At 60.1% G+C, this 18,146-nt stretch carries 15 protein-coding genes and 1 tRNA gene; 12 read left to right on the forward strand and 4 right to left on the reverse strand.

Features of this window, described 5'->3' with window-relative positions; translation table 11 throughout:
- The first annotated feature begins 426 nt into the window (after positions 1 to 426).
- The 12 genes from arcD to QU606_RS28940 all read left to right on the forward strand — a co-directional run bounded on the left by arcD (position 427) and on the right by QU606_RS28940 (position 14,946).
- Positions 427 to 1,854 (forward strand): arginine-ornithine antiporter, encoded by a 1,428-nt coding sequence (gene arcD / locus QU606_RS28885; protein WP_277378658.1) that lies wholly within the window; start codon positions 427 to 429, stop codon positions 1,852 to 1,854.
- A 24-nt stretch (positions 1,855 to 1,878) separates the two neighbouring features.
- Positions 1,879 to 3,135, forward strand: a complete 1,257-nt coding sequence (arcA, locus tag QU606_RS28890) for an arginine deiminase (protein ID WP_024077126.1) — start codon at positions 1,879 to 1,881, stop codon at positions 3,133 to 3,135.
- 69 nt (positions 3,136 to 3,204) lie between these two features.
- A complete protein-coding gene (locus QU606_RS28895; protein ID WP_024077127.1) occupies positions 3,205 to 4,215 on the forward strand; it encodes an ornithine carbamoyltransferase in 1,011 nt (336 codons plus the stop codon).
- Between the two features lie 170 nt (positions 4,216 to 4,385).
- Positions 4,386 to 5,315 (forward strand): carbamate kinase, encoded by a 930-nt coding sequence (gene arcC, locus QU606_RS28900; protein WP_102623788.1) that lies wholly within the window; start codon positions 4,386 to 4,388, stop codon positions 5,313 to 5,315.
- An 18-nt stretch (positions 5,316 to 5,333) separates the two neighbouring features.
- Positions 5,334 to 5,696 (forward strand): DUF5064 family protein, encoded by a 363-nt coding sequence (locus QU606_RS28905; RefSeq protein ID WP_024077129.1) that lies wholly within the window; start codon positions 5,334 to 5,336, stop codon positions 5,694 to 5,696.
- Positions 5,697 to 5,885: 189 nt separating this feature from the next.
- Positions 5,886 to 7,394 (forward strand): sigma-54-dependent transcriptional regulator, encoded by a 1,509-nt coding sequence (locus QU606_RS28910; protein ID WP_193689762.1) that lies wholly within the window; start codon positions 5,886 to 5,888, stop codon positions 7,392 to 7,394.
- Between the two features lie 413 nt (positions 7,395 to 7,807).
- Positions 7,808 to 8,191: a glycine cleavage system protein GcvH gene (gene gcvH / locus QU606_RS28915; protein ID WP_024077131.1), complete on the forward strand. Its 384-nt coding sequence runs from the start codon at positions 7,808 to 7,810 to the stop codon at positions 8,189 to 8,191.
- Positions 8,192 to 8,201: 10 nt separating this feature from the next.
- Positions 8,202 to 11,051, forward strand: coding sequence for an aminomethyl-transferring glycine dehydrogenase (gene gcvP, locus QU606_RS28920; protein WP_304997884.1), 2,850 nt, complete (start codon positions 8,202 to 8,204; stop codon positions 11,049 to 11,051).
- Positions 11,052 to 11,209: 158 nt separating this feature from the next.
- Positions 11,210 to 12,586, forward strand: a complete 1,377-nt coding sequence (locus QU606_RS28925; protein ID WP_024077133.1) for an L-serine ammonia-lyase — start codon at positions 11,210 to 11,212, stop codon at positions 12,584 to 12,586.
- A 39-nt stretch (positions 12,587 to 12,625) separates the two neighbouring features.
- Positions 12,626 to 13,750 (forward strand): glycine cleavage system aminomethyltransferase GcvT, encoded by a 1,125-nt coding sequence (gcvT, locus tag QU606_RS28930; protein ID WP_069076931.1) that lies wholly within the window; start codon positions 12,626 to 12,628, stop codon positions 13,748 to 13,750.
- A gap of 387 nt (positions 13,751 to 14,137) precedes the next feature.
- The gene (locus QU606_RS28935; protein ID WP_024077135.1) at positions 14,138 to 14,350 is read left to right on the forward strand and encodes a cold-shock protein; all 213 of its coding nucleotides are present in this window, start codon (positions 14,138 to 14,140) and stop codon (positions 14,348 to 14,350) included.
- A gap of 107 nt (positions 14,351 to 14,457) precedes the next feature.
- Positions 14,458 to 14,946, forward strand: coding sequence for an RDD family protein (locus QU606_RS28940; RefSeq protein ID WP_024077136.1), 489 nt, complete (start codon positions 14,458 to 14,460; stop codon positions 14,944 to 14,946).
- A gap of 135 nt (positions 14,947 to 15,081) precedes the next feature.
- On the opposite strand, the gene nadA is transcribed toward QU606_RS28940, so the two are convergent.
- From nadA to queE, 4 genes are all read right to left on the reverse strand, one after another.
- On the reverse strand, positions 15,082 to 16,140 hold the full coding sequence (gene nadA, locus QU606_RS28945) for a quinolinate synthase NadA (RefSeq protein ID WP_304997885.1): 1,059 nt from the start codon (positions 16,138 to 16,140) through the stop codon (positions 15,082 to 15,084).
- 496 nt (positions 16,141 to 16,636) lie between these two features.
- A tRNA-Lys gene (locus tag QU606_RS28950) sits at positions 16,637 to 16,712 on the reverse strand.
- Positions 16,713 to 16,775: 63 nt separating this feature from the next.
- A complete protein-coding gene (queC, locus tag QU606_RS28955; protein ID WP_162163619.1) occupies positions 16,776 to 17,450 on the reverse strand; it encodes a 7-cyano-7-deazaguanine synthase QueC in 675 nt (224 codons plus the stop codon).
- A 16-nt stretch (positions 17,451 to 17,466) separates the two neighbouring features.
- A complete protein-coding gene (gene queE / locus QU606_RS28960) occupies positions 17,467 to 18,114 on the reverse strand; it encodes a 7-carboxy-7-deazaguanine synthase QueE (protein WP_024077139.1) in 648 nt (215 codons plus the stop codon).
- Between the last annotated feature and the right edge of the window lie 32 nt (positions 18,115 to 18,146).

The raw sequence follows: 18,146 nt of genomic DNA on the forward strand, positions 1-18,146 counted from the left end.
CGTTTGAGCTGACAACCGTGCACTCAACTAATTAACTCAGCGAGTGTAGCGTTTATTAAAGACCGCGATAAAACTGCCACGCTCATAACTCAAGGGCATGACAGTTTTCATAGTTTAGGCTTATTTAGAATTTAAATACGACGAATACTTTGTCGCCTCCAAGCTACTTATCGTCGCCTTTTGGAAAAGTTTGCACATTCAGAAAAAAGGACTAGCTTCAAACGTCCACGCATTGCACTAAAAGATTGACCATACCGCACAGATCGCTCTGGAAAGCGCCTTTGCGAAGAAAAGTGCTGCCCGCGGCTTTTCAGCCTAAGTCATTAATTCACAATGGAATGTGCCAATGATGTGATCTGAGTCAGCTGTTTGAATAGCGCACGGAATTATTCTGTGGTCTCTCTTCTCCTGCATTGGAGTTATGCAATGTCTGAATCTGCCGGAAAACTTCGACTCGGTGCACTGGTTGCACTTGTCGTGGGTTCAATGATTGGCGGCGGGATCTTCTCCCTGCCGCAAAACATGGCGGCCAGTGCCGATGTTGGCGCTGTCCTGATTGGTTGGGTCATCACGGCCGTGGGTATGTTGACCCTCGCCTTCGTGTTTCAGACGTTGGCCAACCGCAAACCCGACCTCGACGGCGGCGTATATGCCTACGCCAAGGCCGGGTTTGGCGACTACATGGGGTTCTCGTCCGCCTGGGGGTACTGGATCAGCGCCTGGCTGGGTAACGTCGGCTATTTCGTGCTGCTGTTCAGCACCCTCGGTTACTTCTTCCCGATCTTTGGCGAGGGCAACACCCCGGCCGCGGTGATCGGCGCCTCGGTCCTGCTCTGGGCCGTGCATTTCCTGGTACTGCGCGGGATCAAGGAGGCGGCGTTCGTCAACCTGGTGACCACCGTCGCCAAGATCGTGCCGCTGGTGCTGTTCGTGTTGATCGCCGTGTTCGCGTTCAAGCTGGACATCTTCACCGCTGACATCTGGGGCCTGAAAAACCCGGACCTGGGCAGCGTGATGAACCAGGTGCGCAACATGATGCTGGTCACCGTGTGGGTGTTCATCGGCATCGAAGGCGCGAGCATCTTCTCGGCGCGTGCCGAAAAACGTTCGGATGTGGGCAAGGCCACCGTGATCGGTTTTATCACCGTGCTGCTGTTCCTGATGCTGGTGAACGTGCTGTCCCTCGGGATCATGACCCAACCGGAACTGGCCAAGTTGCAGAACCCATCGATGGCTGCCGTGCTGGAGCATGTCGTGGGCCACTGGGGCGCCGTGTTGATCAGTGTCGGCCTGGTTATCTCGCTGCTCGGTGCGTTGCTGTCGTGGGTGCTGCTGTGTGCGGAGATCATGTTCGCCGCCGCCAAGGACCACACCATGCCGGAGTTTTTGCGCCGCGAAAACGCCAACCATGTGCCGGCCAACGCCCTGTGGCTGACCAACGCGCTGGTCCAGGTATTCCTAGTGATCACGCTGTTTTCCGCCAGCACCTACCTGTCGCTGATCTACCTCGCCACCTCGATGATCCTGGTGCCTTACCTGTGGTCCGCTGCCTATGCGCTGCTGCTGGCGGTACGTGGCGAGACTTACGAAAACGCCGCGGGCGAACGCAGGAAAGACCTGGTCATCGGCGCGATCGCGCTGATCTATGCGGTCTGGCTGCTGTATGCCGGCGGCACCAAATACCTGCTGCTCTCCGCCCTGCTCTATGCCCCTGGCGCGATCCTGTTCGCCAAGGCCAAGCATGAACTGGGCAAACCGATTTTCACCAACGTCGAGAAGCTGATTTTCGTCGCAGTGGTCATTGGCGCCCTGGTGGCCGCCTATGGGCTCTACGCCGGCTTCCTGACTATGTAATTGTTGCTCACTGGAGGATCTGTAATGACCACGGAAAAAGTGAAGTACGGCGTACATTCCGAAGCCGGCAAACTGCGTAAAGTCATGGTGTGCTCCCCAGGTTTGGCCCACCAGCGGCTGACCCCCAACAACTGTGATGAATTGCTGTTCGATGACGTGTTGTGGGTGGCCCAGGCCAAGCGCGACCATTTCGATTTCGTCACCAAGATGCGCGAGCGGGACATTGATGTGCTGGAAATGCACAACCTGCTGACCGATATCGTTGCCAACCCCGAAGCCCTGGACTGGATCCTGGAGCGCAAGATCACCTCCAACACCGTCGGTCTGGGCCTGGTCGATGAAGTCGGTTCCTGGCTGCGTAGCCTGGAGCCCCGCAAGATCGCCGAGTTCCTGATTGGTGGCGTGTCGGCCGATGACCTGCCGAGCAGCTTCGGTGGCAAAACCATCGAGATGTTCCGCGACTTCCTCGGCCACGCCAGCTTCATTCTGCCGCCGCTGCCCAACACCCAGTTCACCCGCGACACCACTTGCTGGATCTACGGCGGTGTGACGCTCAACCCGATGTACTGGCCGGCGCGACGTCAGGAAACCCTGCTGGCCAGCGCCATCTACAAATTCCACCCCGAGTTCACCAACGCCGACTTCCAAATCTGGTATGGCGACCCCGACCAGGAACACGGTGCCGCCACGCTGGAAGGTGGCGACGTCATGCCGATTGGCAATGGCGTGGTGTTGATCGGCATGGGCGAGCGCTCATCCCACCAGGCCATCGGCCAGTTGGCGCGCAACCTGTTCAAGAACAAAGCCGTGGAACGGGTGATCGTTGCCGGCCTGCCAAAATCCCGCGCGGCAATGCACTTGGACACCGTGTTCAGTTTCTGCGACCGCGACCTGGTCACCATCTTCCCCGAAGTGGTCAGCCAGATCGTGCCCTTCACCCTACGCCCTGACGAGAGCAAGCCACACGGCATCGATATTCAACGGGAGAAAACCAACTTCCTCGAAACCGTGGCCGCAGCGCTCAACCTCAAGGCCCTGCGGGTCGTCGAAACCGGCGGCAACAGCTTCGCTGCCGAACGCGAGCAGTGGGACGACGGCAACAACGTGGTCGCCGTGGAGCCGGGCGTGGTCATTGGCTACGACCGCAATACCTACACCAACACCCTGCTGCGCAAGGCCGGCGTGGAAGTCATCACCATCAGCGCCGGTGAACTCGGCCGGGGCCGGGGCGGCGGCCACTGCATGACCTGCCCGATCATCCGCGACCCTATCGACTACTAACTTTCAAACCTTGGCCGCCGCTCATAAGGCGTCGGCCCAGGGGATAACCTGAACAGAAGGAGATCCACCATGGCTTTCAATATGCGCAACCGCAGCCTGCTGTCGCTGATGCACCACACCACCCGCGAACTGCATTACCTGCTGGACCTGTCCCGCGACCTCAAGCGCGCCAAATACACCGGCACCGAGCGTCCACACCTGCAAGGCAAGAACATCGCGCTGATCTTTGAAAAAACCTCGACCCGCACCCGCTGCGCGTTCGAAGTGGCAGCCCACGACCAGGGCGCTCACGTCACCTATATCGACCCGGTGTCGTCGCAGATCGGCCACAAAGAAAGCATGAAAGACACCGCCCGCGTGCTCGGCCGCATGTTCGATGCCATTGAATACCGTGGCTTCGAGCAGGAAATCGTCGAAGAGCTGGCCAAGTTTGCCGGCGTGCCGGTGTTCAACGGCCTGACCGCTGAATTCCACCCGACCCAGATGATCGCCGACACCCTGACCATGCGCGAACACAGCGACAAGCCGCTGCATGACATCAGCTACGCCTACCTGGGTGACGCACGCTACAACATGGGCAATTCGCTGCTGATGATCGGCGCCAAGCTGGGCATGGACGTGCGCATCGGCGCGCCAAAAGCCCTGTGGCCCCATGAAGATTTCATCAAGCAATGCCAGGCCTTTGCCGAAGAAAGCGGCGCGCGTATCACCATCACCGAAGACCCAAAAGAAGCGGTCAAAGGCGTGGACTTTATCCACACCGATATCTGGGTCTCCATGGGTGAGCCGGTGGAAGCGTGGGACGAACGTATCGAGCAGCTGCTGCCGTACCAGGTCAACACCAAGATGATGAAAGCCTCGGGCAACCCGCGCGTGAAGTTCATGCACTGCCTGCCGGCGTTCCATAACAGCGAGACCAAGGTCGGCAAGGACATCGCCGCGCGTTATCCGAACCTGGCCAATGGTGTGGAAGTGACTGAAGAAGTGTTCGAGTCGCCGGCCAACATTGCCTTTGAGCAGGCGGAAAACCGCATGCACACCATCAAGGCGATCCTGGTGTCGGCGCTGGCGGATATCTGATTTCGACACAGCCCCTACTGTAGGAACACGGTCAAAATGTGGGAGGGGGCTTGCCCCCGATAGCGGTGTATCAGTCGACACAAGTATTGAATGTTAGCCCGCCATCGGGAGCAAGCTCCCTCCCACACTTAGTCCTGTGTTCACAAGCTGAACTCTAGAAGGATTGCATTATGCGCATCGTCGTAGCCCTGGGCGGCAACGCCCTCCTGCGCCGTGGTGAACCCATGACCGCAGACAACCAACGCGCCAATATCCGCATTGCCACCGAACAGATCGCCAAGATCCACCCCGGCAACGAGCTGGTCATCGCCCACGGCAATGGCCCGCAGGTCGGCCTGCTGTCGTTGCAGGCTGCGGCCTACACCAGCGTATCGCCCTACCCGCTGGACGTGCTCGGTGCGGAAACCGAAGGCATGATCGGCTACATCATCGAACAGGAACTGGGCAACCTGCTGGACTTCGAAGTGCCCTTCGCCACCCTGCTCACCCAGGTCGAAGTGGACGCCAACGACCCGGCCTTCCAGCGCCCCAGCAAGCCCATAGGCCCGGTGTACTCCAAGGCCGAAGCCGAGCAACTGGCCGCTGAAAAAGGCTGGGCGATCGCCCCGGATGGCGATAAATACCGCCGCGTCGTGGCCAGCCCGCGGCCGAAACGCATCTTTGAAATTCGTCCGATCCAATGGCTGCTGGAAAAGGGCAGCATCGTGATCTGCGCCGGCGGCGGCGGTATTCCAACGATGTATGGCGAAGACGGCAAGCTCAAGGGTATTGAAGCGGTCATCGACAAAGACCTGTGCTCATCGCTGCTGGCATCGCAACTGGAAGCCGATTTGCTGGTGATCGCCACCGACGTCAACGCGGCGTATATCGACTTTGGCAAACCGACCCAGAAGGCTATCGGCCAGGCCCACCCGGATGAAATGGAAAGACTCGGTTTCGCCGCCGGCTCCATGGGGCCCAAGGTGCAAGCAGCCTGCGAGTTCGCCCGCCAGACTGGCAAAACCGCAGTGATCGGTTCACTCTCCGACATCGAAGCCATCGTCCAGGGCAGTGCCGGCACACGCATCAGCACGGCAACACCTGGCATCACCTATCTGTGAAGTAGAGGAGATACGCCTATGGCCACCTTTGAACCCGGTCACTTGCACGTTGAACGTCACGCGCTGAATACCCAGGACTACAGCTACAACCTGTGTATCGACTACGAAATCAGCCAGGACCCAAAGGAAGGCAAGGGCATGCTGTTCAAGCTGCACGGCTCGGTGCAGGGCAAGGACCTCAAGGAAGAGTTCTTCCTGCCCAAGGACCAGGCCTTCGACTTTGCGCGGCATGCGATGAACATCGCGCAGAAATACGGCATGCCGAAGATCGCCGTGTTGAATGGATCGATGCACAAACAGTACGACCAGATGTTCGAGGATGTACGGCATCAACTGGATGTTAAATCCGGCGACCCGATCAAGCCTGAACACTTGGAATAACCCGGTTGCACTGACACAACACTGCTCAAAATGTGGGAGGGGGCTTGCTCCCGATGGCGGTGGATCAGCTGACTGACACACCGCCATCGGGAGCATGTTGAATCGTCGCACCGCCCCTCCCATATTTTGATCTCCATCCGCGCCAAGGCATACTTGCCGCCTCTCGCTCCCCAGAATTGTTAGCGCCCCATGCGTATCCACGTCAGCTTCATCGACCGCGTCGGCATCACCCAGGAAGTCCTGGCCTTGCTCGGTGGGCGCAATCTCAACCTGGATGCCGTGGAAATGGTGCCGCCCAACGTCTACATCGACGCGCCGACCCTGAGTGCCGAAGTCCTCGAAGAGTTGCGCGATGCGCTGTTCAGCGTGCACGGCGTCCAGTCGGTCACCGTGGTCGACATCCTCCCCGGCCAACGTCGCCATCTGCAACTCGACGCCTTGCTGGCGGCCATGACCGACCCGGTACTGGCCCTGGACAGCGCCGGTACGATCCTGCTGGCCAACCCGGCGTTGATCGCCCTGTACGGCCGCGAGCCGGCCGGGGAAAGCATTGCCGAGCTGTTCAATGACCCCGCGTTGCTGGACACCTTGCTGGAACAGGGCTTTCGTTTGCCGTTGCGCGAAATCAACGTCAACGGCCAGACCCTGTTGCTGGATGCCACCCCGATCACCGATGCCGGCGCCCTGCTCACGCTCTATCAGCCCAACCGCATCGGCGAGCAATTGTCTGCGCTGCACCACGACCATGCCGAAGGCTTCGATGCACTGTTGGGCGAGTCCCCGGTGATCCGCACCCTCAAGGCGCGCGCGCAGCGGGTGGCCGCGCTGGATGCACCGCTGTTGATCCAGGGCGAGACCGGTACCGGCAAGGAACTGGTGGCACGCGCCTGCCATGCCATCAGTGCGCGGTACAGCGCACCGTTCCTGGCGCTGAACTGCGCGGCGCTGCCGGAGAACCTCGCCGAAAGCGAACTGTTCGGTTATGCCCCCGGTGCGTTTACCGGCGCCCAGCGCGGTGGCAAGCCGGGGCTGATGGAGCTGGCCAACCAGGGCACGGTGTTCCTGGATGAGATCGGTGAGATGTCGCCGTACCTGCAGGCCAAGTTGCTGCGCTTTCTCAACGACGGCAGCTTTCGCCGGGTCGGCGGTGATCGCGAAGTGAAGGTCAATGTGCGCATCCTCAGCGCAACCCACCGCGACCTGGAAAAGATGGTCAGCGAGGGGACTTTTCGCGAAGACCTGTTCTATCGGCTCAACGTGCTCAACGTCGAAGTGCCGCCCCTGCGCGAGCGCGGCCAGGACATCCTGCTGCTGGCGCGCTACTTCATGCAGCAGGCCTGTGCCCAGATCCAGCGACCGGTGTGCCGCCTGGCGCCCGGCACGTATCCGGCGCTGCTCGGCAACCGCTGGCCGGGCAATGTGCGGCAGTTGCAGAACGTGATCTTCCGCGCAGCTGCCATCTGCGAAAGCAGCCTGGTGGACATTGGTGACCTGGATATCGCCGGCACCTCGGTCGCCCGCCAAAGCGATGGCGAGATCGACAGCCTGGAACAAGCTATGGACGATTTCGAGCGCAACCTGCTGGAGAAGCTCTACACCAGCTACCCCTCGACCCGTCAACTGGCGAGCCGCCTGCAAACCTCCCACACCGCTATCGCCCATCGCCTGCGCAAGTACGGCATCCCGAACAAACCCTGAGATGGGCTCTGCTTACTGCAGGCGCAAGCTTGCTGGCGAAAACCCCAAGGGTGCTGCGTTCATCCAGGCTGCTTGCGTCATCGTTGACGATCTTCGCGAGCAAGCTCGCGCCTACAGGGTCGCGTTTCAAAAAAGGGTCTGAGAACGACATCCACTGTACTGAAAGCGCTACAGTGGAACGATATCGCTACAACCCTGTTTTTTACGCGCCATGCAAGGCTTTGATCCACATAGGCTTTTTTTAGACGTCCGGACTGTAGCGAAATCGCTACAGGCAAAACGCATAACGTCATAACCCATTTTATTAACCTATTGATTTGTAACGAATTAATAACATTGGCCGCAATATTGCTAAGCAACTCCCCATTATTCCAATCCCGTCCACCAGACGAATCTGGCCCCGAGGAGTTTCCATGAGCGAGTTGCGTTTCACTGAAGATCACGAATGGCTGCGCGCCGAAGCTGACGGCAGCGTCACCGTGGGTATCACCGCTTTCGCGCAGGACGCGCTGGGTGATGTGGTTTTCGTGCAACTGCCAGAGTTGCAGGCCTACGCTAAGGGCGCCGAAGCGTCCACCGTTGAGTCGGTCAAGGCCGCCAGCGGCGTGTACATGCCATTGGACGGTGAAGTGCTGGAAGTGAACGACAAGCTCGACGGCAGCCCGGAACTGGTCAACGAAGACCCGATGGGCGAAGGCTGGTTCTTCCGCTTTAAACCGGCCGATGCCGAGGCTATCGCTAAACTGTTGGATCAGGACGCGTACGACCGTCTGATCAAAGCCAACGCCGAAGCCTGAGGAGCGCGCCATGAGTATCAACCTGAGCACCGCCAACGAATTCATCGCCCGCCATATCGGCCCGCGCCAGGACGATGAGCAGCAGATGCTCGCCAGCCTGGGTTTTGACTCCCTGGAAGCCTTGAGCGCCAGCGTGATCCCGGAAAGCATCAAGGGCACCAGCGTGCTTGGCCTGGAAGACGGCCTGAGCGAAGCCGAGGCACTGGCCAGGATCAAGGCGATCGCAGGCAAGAACCAACTGTTCAAGACCTATATCGGCCAGGGCTACTACAACTGCCATACGCCGTCGCCGATCCTGCGCAACCTCCTGGAAAACCCGGCCTGGTACACCGCCTACACCCCGTACCAGCCAGAAATCTCCCAAGGCCGCCTGGAAGCGCTGCTGAACTTCCAGACCCTGATCAGCGACCTCACCGGCCTGCCGATCGCCAACGCCTCCTTGCTCGACGAAGCCACCGCGGCCGCCGAAGCCATGACCTTCTGCAAGCGCCTGAGCAAGAACAAAGGCAGCAATGCCTTCTTTGCCTCGATCCACAGCCACCCGCAAACCCTCGATGTGCTGCGCACCCGTGCCGAGCCATTGGGCATCGATGTGGTGGTGGGCGATGAGCGCGAACTGACCGACGTCAGCCCGTTCTTCGGGGCACTGCTGCAATACCCGGCCAGCAACGGTGACGTGTTCGACTACCGTGAACTGGCTGAACGCTTCCATGCCGCCCATGCGCTGGTGGCGGTAGCCGCCGACCTGCTGGCCCTGACCCTGCTGACCCCACCGGGTGAGTTCGGCGCCGACGTGGCCATTGGCAGCGCGCAACGCTTCGGCGTGCCGCTGGGCTTCGGTGGCCCGCACGCGGCGTACTTCTCCACCAAAGATGCGTTCAAACGCGATATGCCGGGGCGTCTGGTCGGTGTATCGGTAGACCGCTTCGGCAAGCCGGCCCTGCGCCTGGCCATGCAGACCCGCGAGCAACATATCCGCCGCGAGAAAGCCACCAGCAACATCTGCACTGCCCAAGTGCTGCTGGCCAACATCGCCAGCATGTACGCCGTGTACCACGGCCCTAAAGGCCTGACCCAGATCGCCCAGCGCATTCACCACCTGACCGCGATCCTGGCCAAGGGCTTGACCACCTTGGGCCTTCAGGTTGAACAAGCCACCTTCTTCGACACGCTGACACTGGCCACCGGCACTCACACCGCCGCGCTGCACGACAAAGCCCGCGCCCAACGCATCAACCTGCGGGTCGTGGACGCTGCGCGACTGGGCCTGTCGCTGGATGAAACCACCACCCAGGCCGATATCGAGACCCTGTGGAGCGTATTGGCCGACGGTAAAGCCCTGCCGGACTTCGCCGCCCTGGCGGCCAGCGTCGACAGCACCCTGCCCGCCGCGCTGCTGCGCCAGTCGCCGATCCTCAGCCACCCGGTATTCAACCGTTATCACTCGGAAACCGAGCTGATGCGCTACCTGCGCAAGCTGGCCGACAAGGACCTGGCACTGGACCGCACCATGATCCCGCTGGGTTCATGCACCATGAAGCTCAACGCCGCCAGCGAAATGATCCCGGTGACCTGGGCTGAATTCGGTGCCCTGCACCCCTTCGCCCCAGCCGAGCAAAGCGCCGGCTACCTGCAATTGACCTCTGACCTGGAAGCCATGCTCTGCGCGGCCACCGGGTACGACGCGATCTCCCTGCAACCGAACGCCGGTTCCCAGGGTGAGTACGCCGGTCTGTTGGCCATTCGCGCCTATCACCAGAGCCGTGGCGAAGCCCGTCGCGACATCTGCCTGATCCCATCGTCGGCACACGGCACCAACCCGGCCACCGCCAACATGGCCGGTATGCGCGTGGTCGTCACCGCCTGCGATGCCCGGGGCAACGTGGATATCGAAGACCTGCGTGCCAAGGCCATCGAGCACAGCGAACACCTCGCCGCGCTGATGATCACCTACCCGTCCACCCACGGTGTGTTCGAGGAAGGCATCCGCGAAATCTGCGGGATCATCCACGACAACGGCGGCCAGGTGTACATCGACGGCGCGAACATGAACGCCATGGTCGGCCTGTGCGCACCGGGCAAGTTTGGTGGCGACGTGTCCCACCTGAACCTGCACAAGACCTTCTGCATCCCCCACGGCGGTGGCGGCCCGGGCGTCGGCCCGATTGGCGTCAAATCGCACCTCACGCCATTCCTGCCGGGCCACGCGGCCATGGCGCGCAAGGAAGGCGCGGTGTGCGCAGCGCCTTTTGGCAGCGCAAGCATCCTGCCGATTACCTGGATGTACATCAGCATGATGGGCGGTGCGGGCCTCAAGCGTGCGTCGCAACTGGCGATCCTGAATGCCAACTACATCTCCCGTCGCCTGGAAGAGCACTACCCCGTGCTGTACACCGGCAGCAACGGCCTGGTAGCGCATGAATGCATCCTGGACTTGCGCCCGCTCAAAGACAGCAGCGGCATCAGCGTGGATGACGTGGCCAAGCGCCTGATCGACTTCGGTTTCCATGCACCGACCATGTCGTTCCCGGTCGCCGGCACCTTGATGATCGAGCCCACCGAAAGTGAATCCAAGGAAGAACTGGATCGCTTCTGCGACGCGATGATCGCCATCCGCGAAGAAATCCGCGCGGTGGAAAACGGCACCCTGGACAAGGACGACAACCCACTGAAAAACGCCCCGCACACCGCGGCGGAACTGGTGGGCGAATGGAGCCACCCATACAGCCGTGAACAGGCGGTGTACCCGGTAGCTTCGTTGATCGAAGGCAAATACTGGCCACCGGTTGGCCGGGTCGACAACGTGTTTGGCGATCGCAACCTCGTATGCGCGTGCCCTTCGATCGAGAGCTACGCGTAATCAAATGTGGGAGGGGCGGTGCGACGATTCGACTTGCCCCCGATGGCAGAGTGTCAGTCACCAGAACTTTCTACTGACCCACCGCTATCGGGGGCAAGCCCCCTCCCACACTTGACCGCGTATGACCTCAAGAACAATAAGAAACCGGAGAACAACTCATGTCGTTAAGCGTGTTCGACCTGTTCAAGATTGGCATCGGCCCCTCCAGCTCCCACACCGTCGGCCCTATGCGCGCGGCCGCTCGATTCGTCGAGGGCCTCAAGCGGGACAACCTGCTGAGCGCCACCGCCGGCATCAAGGTGGAACTCTATGGCTCCCTCGGCGCCACCGGTAAAGGCCACGGCAGCGACAAGGCCGTGCTGCTGGGCCTGGAAGGCGAACACCCGGACACCGTGAACACCGAAACCGTGGCCGCACGCCTGGCGCAGATGCGCAGCGACGGTCGCTTGAACCTGCTCGGCGAACACAGCATTGCGTTCAACGAGAAAGAACACCTGGCAATGATTCGCAAACCCCTGGCCTACCACCCCAACGGCATGATCTTTCGGGCCTTTGACGCCGCGGGTATCCAGATTCGCAGCCGCGAGTACTACTCGGTCGGCGGCGGGTTCGTGGTGGATGAAGACGCCGCCGGCGCCGACCGGATCGTCGAAGACACCACCCCCCTGACCTTCCCCTTCAAGCACGCCAAGGACTTGCTTGGCCATTGCGCCACCTACGGGCTGTCCATCAGCCAGGTGATGCTGACCAACGAAAGTGCCTGGCGCCCTGAAGCAGAAACCCGCGCCGGCTTGCTGAAGATCTGGCAAGTGATGCAGGACTGTGTGAGCGCCGGTTGTCGCAACGAAGGCATCTTGCCGGGCGGCTTGAAGGTCAAGCGCCGCGCCGCTGCCCTGCATCGCCAACTGTGCAAGAACCCCGAATCGGCCCTGCGCGACCCGCTGTCGGTACTCGACTGGGTCAACCTGTACGCCCTGGCGGTCAACGAAGAAAACGCCAACGGCGGCCGCGTGGTCACAGCGCCCACCAATGGTGCCGCCGGGATCGTGCCGGCAGTGCTGCATTACTACATGCGTTTTATCCCGGGCGCGAATGAAGACGGCGTGGTGCGCTTCCTGCTCACCGCCGCCGCCATCGGCATTTTGTACAAGGAAAACGCGTCGATCTCCGGGGCCGAAGTTGGCTGCCAGGGCGAAGTCGGCGTGGCGTGCTCCATGGCGGCCGGCGCACTGTGCGAAGTGTTGGGCGGCAGCGTTTCCCAAGTGGAAAACGCCGCCGAGATCGGCATGGAACACAACCTCGGCCTGACCTGCGACCCGATTGGCGGCCTGGTACAGGTACCGTGTATCGAGCGCAATGCCATGGGTTCGGTCAAGGCGATCAATGCCGTGCGCATGGCCCTGCGCGGCGATGGGCAGCACTTTGTGTCCCTCGACAAGGTCATCCGTACCATGCGCCAGACCGGCGCCGACATGAAAAGCAAATACAAGGAAACCGCCCGTGGCGGTTTGGCGGTCAACATTATCGAGTGCTGACGCCCAACTGCGCGCCAGTACGTTTTTCAGGAGCTGAATATGTCCACCGAAACCCTGTTGAAAACCCCATTGCACGCCCTGCATATCGAGCTGGGCGCGCGCATGGTGCCTTTCGCCGGCTATGACATGCCGGTGCAATACCCACTGGGCGTGATGAAGGAACACCTGCACACCCGTGAACAGGCCGGGTTGTTCGACGTGTCCCACATGGGCCAGATCCGCCTCACCGGCGCCAATGCCGCCAAGGCCTTGGAAACCCTGGTACCGGTCGACATCATTGACCTGCCGGTGGGCATGCAGCGCTATGCCATGTTCACCAATGACCAGGGCGGCATCCTCGATGACCTGATGGTCGCCAACCTGGGTAACGACGAGCTGTTCCTGGTGGTCAACGCCGCCTGCAAGGACCAGGACCTGGCGCACCTGCGTGCGCGGATCGGCGACCAATGCAGCATTGAGCCGCTGTTCGAAGAACGCGCCCTGCTGGCCCTGCAAGGCCCGGCTGCGGTGAAGGTACTGGCTCGCCTGGCACCTGAAGTCACGCAGATGACCTTCATGCAGTTCGCCTCCCTGCGCCTGCTGGGCGTGGACTGCTACGTGAGCCGCTCGGGCTACACCGGCGAAGACGGCTTTGAAATCTCGGTGCCGGCCGCCAACGCCGAAAGCCTCGCACGCAGCCTGCTCGCCGAAACCGAAGTACAGGCGATCGGCCTGGGTGCGCGTGACTCGCTGCGCCTGGAAGCCGGCCTGTGCCTGTACGGTCATGACATGAACACCGACACCACGCCGATCGAGGCCAGCCTGCTGTGGGCGATCTCCAAGGCCCGTCGGGCTGACGGCGCACGTGCCGGCGGCTTCCCGGGCGCCGATCGCATCTTCACCCAGCAGCAGGCCGGCGTCAGCCGCAAGCGCGTAGGTCTGCTGCCCCAGGAGCGCACCCCCGTACGTGAAGGCGCAGAGATCGTCGATGAACACGGCACCGTGATCGGCAGCGTATGCAGCGGTGGCTTTGGCCCGAGCCTGGGCGGCCCACTGGCCATGGGTTACCTGGACAGTGCATTCATCGCACTGGATACCCAAGTCTCTGCGCTGGTGCGTGGGAAAAAGGTACCTCTTCGTGTAAGTAAAATGCCATTTGTGCCGCAGCGTTACTATCGTGGCTGATTGACTGTTCCTATAAGTAACGCGGTTGCGTTAATGTGCACTAATCTGTAACGCAACCGCCATAAAACAGTGCAGCAACGATAGTCTTTGTTAAAGGAATTAACCTATAACAAGTGACCCATTCTATCGAATAAGTCGCTTCCACATTATTCAACGAAGTGTCATGAGGCCAAGCAAAACCTGGGCTTTTGGCAGGGCTTGTTTTTTCTGCATTAGTTGTCGTAGAGTTTGTCCACTGTGTTTGCATGGGTCGCTTGGAACCTGACCTGGGCAGTAGCCAAAGCTTGCTACAACCCGTTCGACGTCTCTTACTTTCCTGCAACCCAGCCCAGTACTCTTTCATGCGAAGGGGCTGTCATCAATTTTTAGCGTCAAGGAAATAAGAAAATGTCTGAACGTAAGAGCGGTACCGTCAAGTGGTTTAACGACGAAAAAGGGTTTGGTTTTATCACTCCAGAAAGCGGTCCGGATCTGTTCGTACACTTCCGCGCTATTCAGGGCAACGGCTTCAAGAGCCTGAAAGAAGGCCAGAAAGTGACTTTCGTTGCTGTGCAAGGGCAAAAAGGCATGCAAGCTGATGAAGTGATCGCCGAAGGCTGATACTTCCCTGCGACAAAAAGCCCCTGATGTCACCATCAGGGGCTTTTTTATGGGCGCCGCAGGGGCATTGCCCCGTAAAATGCATTTTTTCTCCAGAGAGCCCTGCCATGTCAAAACCCCTGCTGAGCCCCCAAGGCGAGTTCCCCGCCGTTGGCCTGGGCCGTCGCCTGGCAGCGATGTTCTATGACTTCCTGTTGTGCACCGCACTGCTGATCGTCACCGCCTTCCTTTACAAACTGGTGTGGATCGCATTCGTGGGCGAAGCGAAAATGCGCACTCTCACCGAGTCCGGTGCGCTGGACGGCGACCCGCTGCTGTCGACCATTCTGTTCTTTGTGCTGTTTGGCTTCTTCGCCAAATTCTGGACCCATTCCGGGCAGACCCTGGGCATGCAGGTGTGGGGCGTGCGCGTACAGAACGCCGACGGCTCGCGGATCAGCCTGTGGCAGGCGCTGTTACGCTTTGTGGTGTCGATTGCGTCGTGGTTGTGCGTGGGGCTGGGGTTTATCTGGTCGTTGTTCGACAAGCAGAAACGCAGCTGGCATGACATCTACTCGGATACGCAGTTGGTGAGAATTCCGAAGCAAAAGAAATAACTCCCTGCCTGCTGAAATCAAAATGTGGGAGGGGTTTGCCCCCGATAGCGGCTCTACATTCAATATTTCTATTGACCGACACACCGTCATCGGGGGCAAGCCCCCTCCCACATTTTTAACCGAGCTCGCTTCGTTTCAGGCGTTACCGGCCAGCTTCAGGCGCGCAGCCTGAGTGAAATCCAGCATGCGCTTGAGCGGCCGCACCGCCTGCGGGATCACCGAAGGCTCGACGAAGATCTCGTTACTGCCCTCACGCAGGCACTGCAAGGTGCGCTCCAGCGTATTCATCGCCATCCACGGGCAGTGTGCACAGCTGCGGCATGCCGCGCCGTTACCGGCGGTAGGCGCTTCGACGAAGACCTTGTCCGGGCACAACTGCTGCATCTTGTAGAAGATGCCGCGGTCGGTGGCGACGATGAAGGTCTTGTTGGGCAGACGCTGCGCCGCGGCAATCAACTGGCTGGTGGAACCCACCGCATCCGCCAACTCGATCACCGACGTCGGCGACTCCGGGTGCACCAGGATCGCGGCGTCCGGGTACAGCGCCTTCATATCTTCCAACTGCTTGGACTTGAACTCTTCATGGACAATGCAGGCACCGTCCCACAACAACATGTCGGCTCCGGTCTGGCGCTGGATGTAGGTACCCAGGTGCTTGTCCGGGCCCCAGATGATGGTCTCGCCGTTATCCATCAGGCTTTCGACGATTTCCAGCGCACAACTGGAGGTCACCACCCAATCCGCCCGCGCCTTGACCGCCGCCGAGGTGTTGGCATACACCACCACGGTGCGCTCGGGGTGCTGATCGCAGAACGCCGAAAACTCATCCACTGGGCAGCCCAGGTCGAGGGAGCACGTAGCTTCCAGGGTCGGCATCAGGATGCGTTTTTCAGGGGTGAGGATTTTGGCGGTCTCGCCCATGAAACGCACACCGGCGACCAGCACGGTCTTGGCCGGGTGGGCGGCGCCGAAACGTGCCATTTCCAGGGAATCGGAGACACAGCCGCCGGTTTCTTCGGCCAGGGCCTGAATCACCGGGTCGCAGTAGAAGTGAGCGACCAGCACCGCGTCCTGAGCTTTCAGCTCGGCGGCGATGGCGGTACGCAGGCCAGCCTCTTCATCGGCACTGAGGACCTTGGGCTGCTTGGCGTCGAGGTGGGCTTGAACCAGTAGGCGTTCGGAAGTTTGCGTCATGTTCGCAAGACCTGCAGGCGCAGTTGCGCGAAAGTCGAGTGTACCACCGGCTCTGGAGCCCTTCGGGCGCCGCCGGACGAAGTGAGGGTGTTCATCAAGCACGGGTTAAAGTGAAGCTGGGCAAGGCTACAGAATATCGAATGGTTTCAAAAGCCTAATCTGGCGTTCGAGGCCGTGATAAGCGGGTAAAAAAACGGGAAACACCATCGCTGGTGTTTCCCGTTTTTTTATCTCGCTCAACGCCGACAGGGTTGATTCAGGCCAGGCGACAAACGTCAGAAGCGGTACGCGACCGAGACACTGGCCTTGCTGTTACAAAAACTCGTCAAGGGCCGCATAAGCCGACCGCAGGAGGGCGAGAATCGCCTCCTCCACCGGGGCGTATGACTCGGCATCTCACGGACGGCGCATGACACATCGACTTTTTCACAAGACAAAAAAAAACCCGGAAATCCTCACTTGCGTGGGCCTTCCGGATTTTCTAAACCGCCAAAAATGGTGGGTCGTGTGGGATTCGAACCTACGACCAATTGGTTAAAAGCCAACTGCTCTACCAACTGAGCTAACGACCCGCTGTGTGGTGGCGCGTATAATACTGATTTCTAAGGATTATTCAACACCTTATTTGAAATAAATCAGAAATAACGCGTTGGGTCCGTAATTCCGGCCGCTTGGAAGCCCTCAGCACGCAGTCGGCAGCTGTCACATTTCCCGCAAGCACGGCCGTCATCGTCTGCCTGGTAGCAGGAAACAGTCAGCGAATAATCGACGCCTAGTCCTACGCCAGCCTTCACAATATCGGCCTTGCTCAGGTTTTGCAGCGGCGCCAGGATGCGAAAGCCCTGCCCTTCGACACCGGCCTTGGTGGCCAGGTTGGCCATGCGCTCGAACGACTCGACGAACTCCGGGCGGCAATCCGGGTAACCGGAATAATCCACCGCGTTGACGCCAATAAAGATGTCGCGGGCATTCAGTACTTCTGCCCAGCCAAGGGCCAGGGATAGGAATACGGTGTTGCGTGCTGGCACGTAAGTCACCGGAATACCTTCACTCGGCGCTTCCGGCACATCGATGCTGCTGTCGGTCAGGGCTGAGCCACCAATGCCGTTGAGGTTCAGGCCAATCACCTTGTGCTCGGCCACGCCCATCTCACGGGCAACACGGGCAGCAGCGTTCAGCTCGGCGCGATGGCGCTGGCCGTAGTCGAAGCTCATGGTGTAGCAGGTATAACCTTCAGCCTGTGCCATGGCGACCACGGTGGCGGAGTCCAGGCCACCGGACAACAGGATGACAGCGCGTTTTTGAGCAATCGTAGGTTCAGTCATTTCAGCGTCCTGGCTCGTCATTCCAAAGATATTTATGCAGCTGCAATTGCAGGCGCACTGGCAGGTTATCAGCCACCACCCAGTCGGCGAGGTCGCGTGCGTTCAGGTCGTGGTGGCTCGGCGAGAACAGCACCTCGCCCGCGCGACGGTCCAGGCCATACTGGATCAGCTTGGAGCTCGCCCAATCGTAGTCGTCGCGGGAACAGATCACGAACTTGACCTGGTCGTTGGCCGTCAGCAGGTCTATGTTCTCGTAGAGGTTGCGATGCGCCTCTTTGGAGCCTGGGGTCTTCAGGTCGACCACGCGGCTTACGCGCGGGTCTACCGCGGAAATGTCCAGGGCACCACTGGTCTCCAGGGACACTTCGTAACCGGCGTCACACAGCTGCTTGAGCAGGGGAATGGCATTTGGCTGCGCCAGCGGCTCGCCACCCGTCACACAAACGTAGCGCGGTCGATAGCTGGCAACCTGCTCGAGGATGTCATCGAGGGTGCGCACGGTGCCGCCACTGAAGGCGTAGGCGCTGTCACAGTATTGGCAACGCAATGGGCAGCCGGTCAGGCGCACAAATACTGTGGGCAGGCCAGCGGTGCGCGTTTCACCCTGTAACGAGTAAAAAACTTCGGTGATGCGTAATGTGTCTTGCATAGTCGCCACGGGCGTAACAGCTAAACAGGCTG

Source organism: Pseudomonas sp. OVF7, assembly GCF_030644265.1.
Taxonomy (GTDB): domain Bacteria; phylum Pseudomonadota; class Gammaproteobacteria; order Pseudomonadales; family Pseudomonadaceae; genus Aquipseudomonas; species Aquipseudomonas gorinensis.

What these genes read in the sequence shown, in the direction of transcription:
- QU606_RS28910 (WP_193689762.1), top strand. Translation starts at nt 5,886, where the DNA reads ATGCGTATCCACGTCAGCTTCATCGACCGCGTCGGCATCACCCAGGAA.
- arcA (WP_024077126.1), top strand. Translation starts at nt 1,879, where the DNA reads ATGACCACGGAAAAAGTGAAGTACGGCGTACATTCCGAAGCCGGCAAA.
- QU606_RS28940 (WP_024077136.1), top strand. Translation starts at nt 14,458, where the DNA reads ATGTCAAAACCCCTGCTGAGCCCCCAAGGCGAGTTCCCCGCCGTTGGC.
- gcvT (WP_069076931.1), top strand. Translation starts at nt 12,626, where the DNA reads ATGTCCACCGAAACCCTGTTGAAAACCCCATTGCACGCCCTGCATATC.
- nadA (WP_304997885.1), bottom strand. Translation starts at nt 16,140, where the DNA reads ATGACGCAAACTTCCGAACGCCTACTGGTTCAAGCCCACCTCGACGCC.
- QU606_RS28905 (WP_024077129.1), top strand. Translation starts at nt 5,334, where the DNA reads ATGGCCACCTTTGAACCCGGTCACTTGCACGTTGAACGTCACGCGCTG.
- QU606_RS28935 (WP_024077135.1), top strand. Translation starts at nt 14,138, where the DNA reads ATGTCTGAACGTAAGAGCGGTACCGTCAAGTGGTTTAACGACGAAAAA.
- gcvP (WP_304997884.1), top strand. Translation starts at nt 8,202, where the DNA reads ATGAGTATCAACCTGAGCACCGCCAACGAATTCATCGCCCGCCATATC.
- gcvH (WP_024077131.1), top strand. Translation starts at nt 7,808, where the DNA reads ATGAGCGAGTTGCGTTTCACTGAAGATCACGAATGGCTGCGCGCCGAA.
- queE (WP_024077139.1), bottom strand. Translation starts at nt 18,114, where the DNA reads ATGCAAGACACATTACGCATCACCGAAGTTTTTTACTCGTTACAGGGT.
- arcD (WP_277378658.1), top strand. Translation starts at nt 427, where the DNA reads ATGTCTGAATCTGCCGGAAAACTTCGACTCGGTGCACTGGTTGCACTT.
- QU606_RS28895 (WP_024077127.1), top strand. Translation starts at nt 3,205, where the DNA reads ATGGCTTTCAATATGCGCAACCGCAGCCTGCTGTCGCTGATGCACCAC.
- QU606_RS28925 (WP_024077133.1), top strand. Translation starts at nt 11,210, where the DNA reads ATGTCGTTAAGCGTGTTCGACCTGTTCAAGATTGGCATCGGCCCCTCC.
- arcC (WP_102623788.1), top strand. Translation starts at nt 4,386, where the DNA reads ATGCGCATCGTCGTAGCCCTGGGCGGCAACGCCCTCCTGCGCCGTGGT.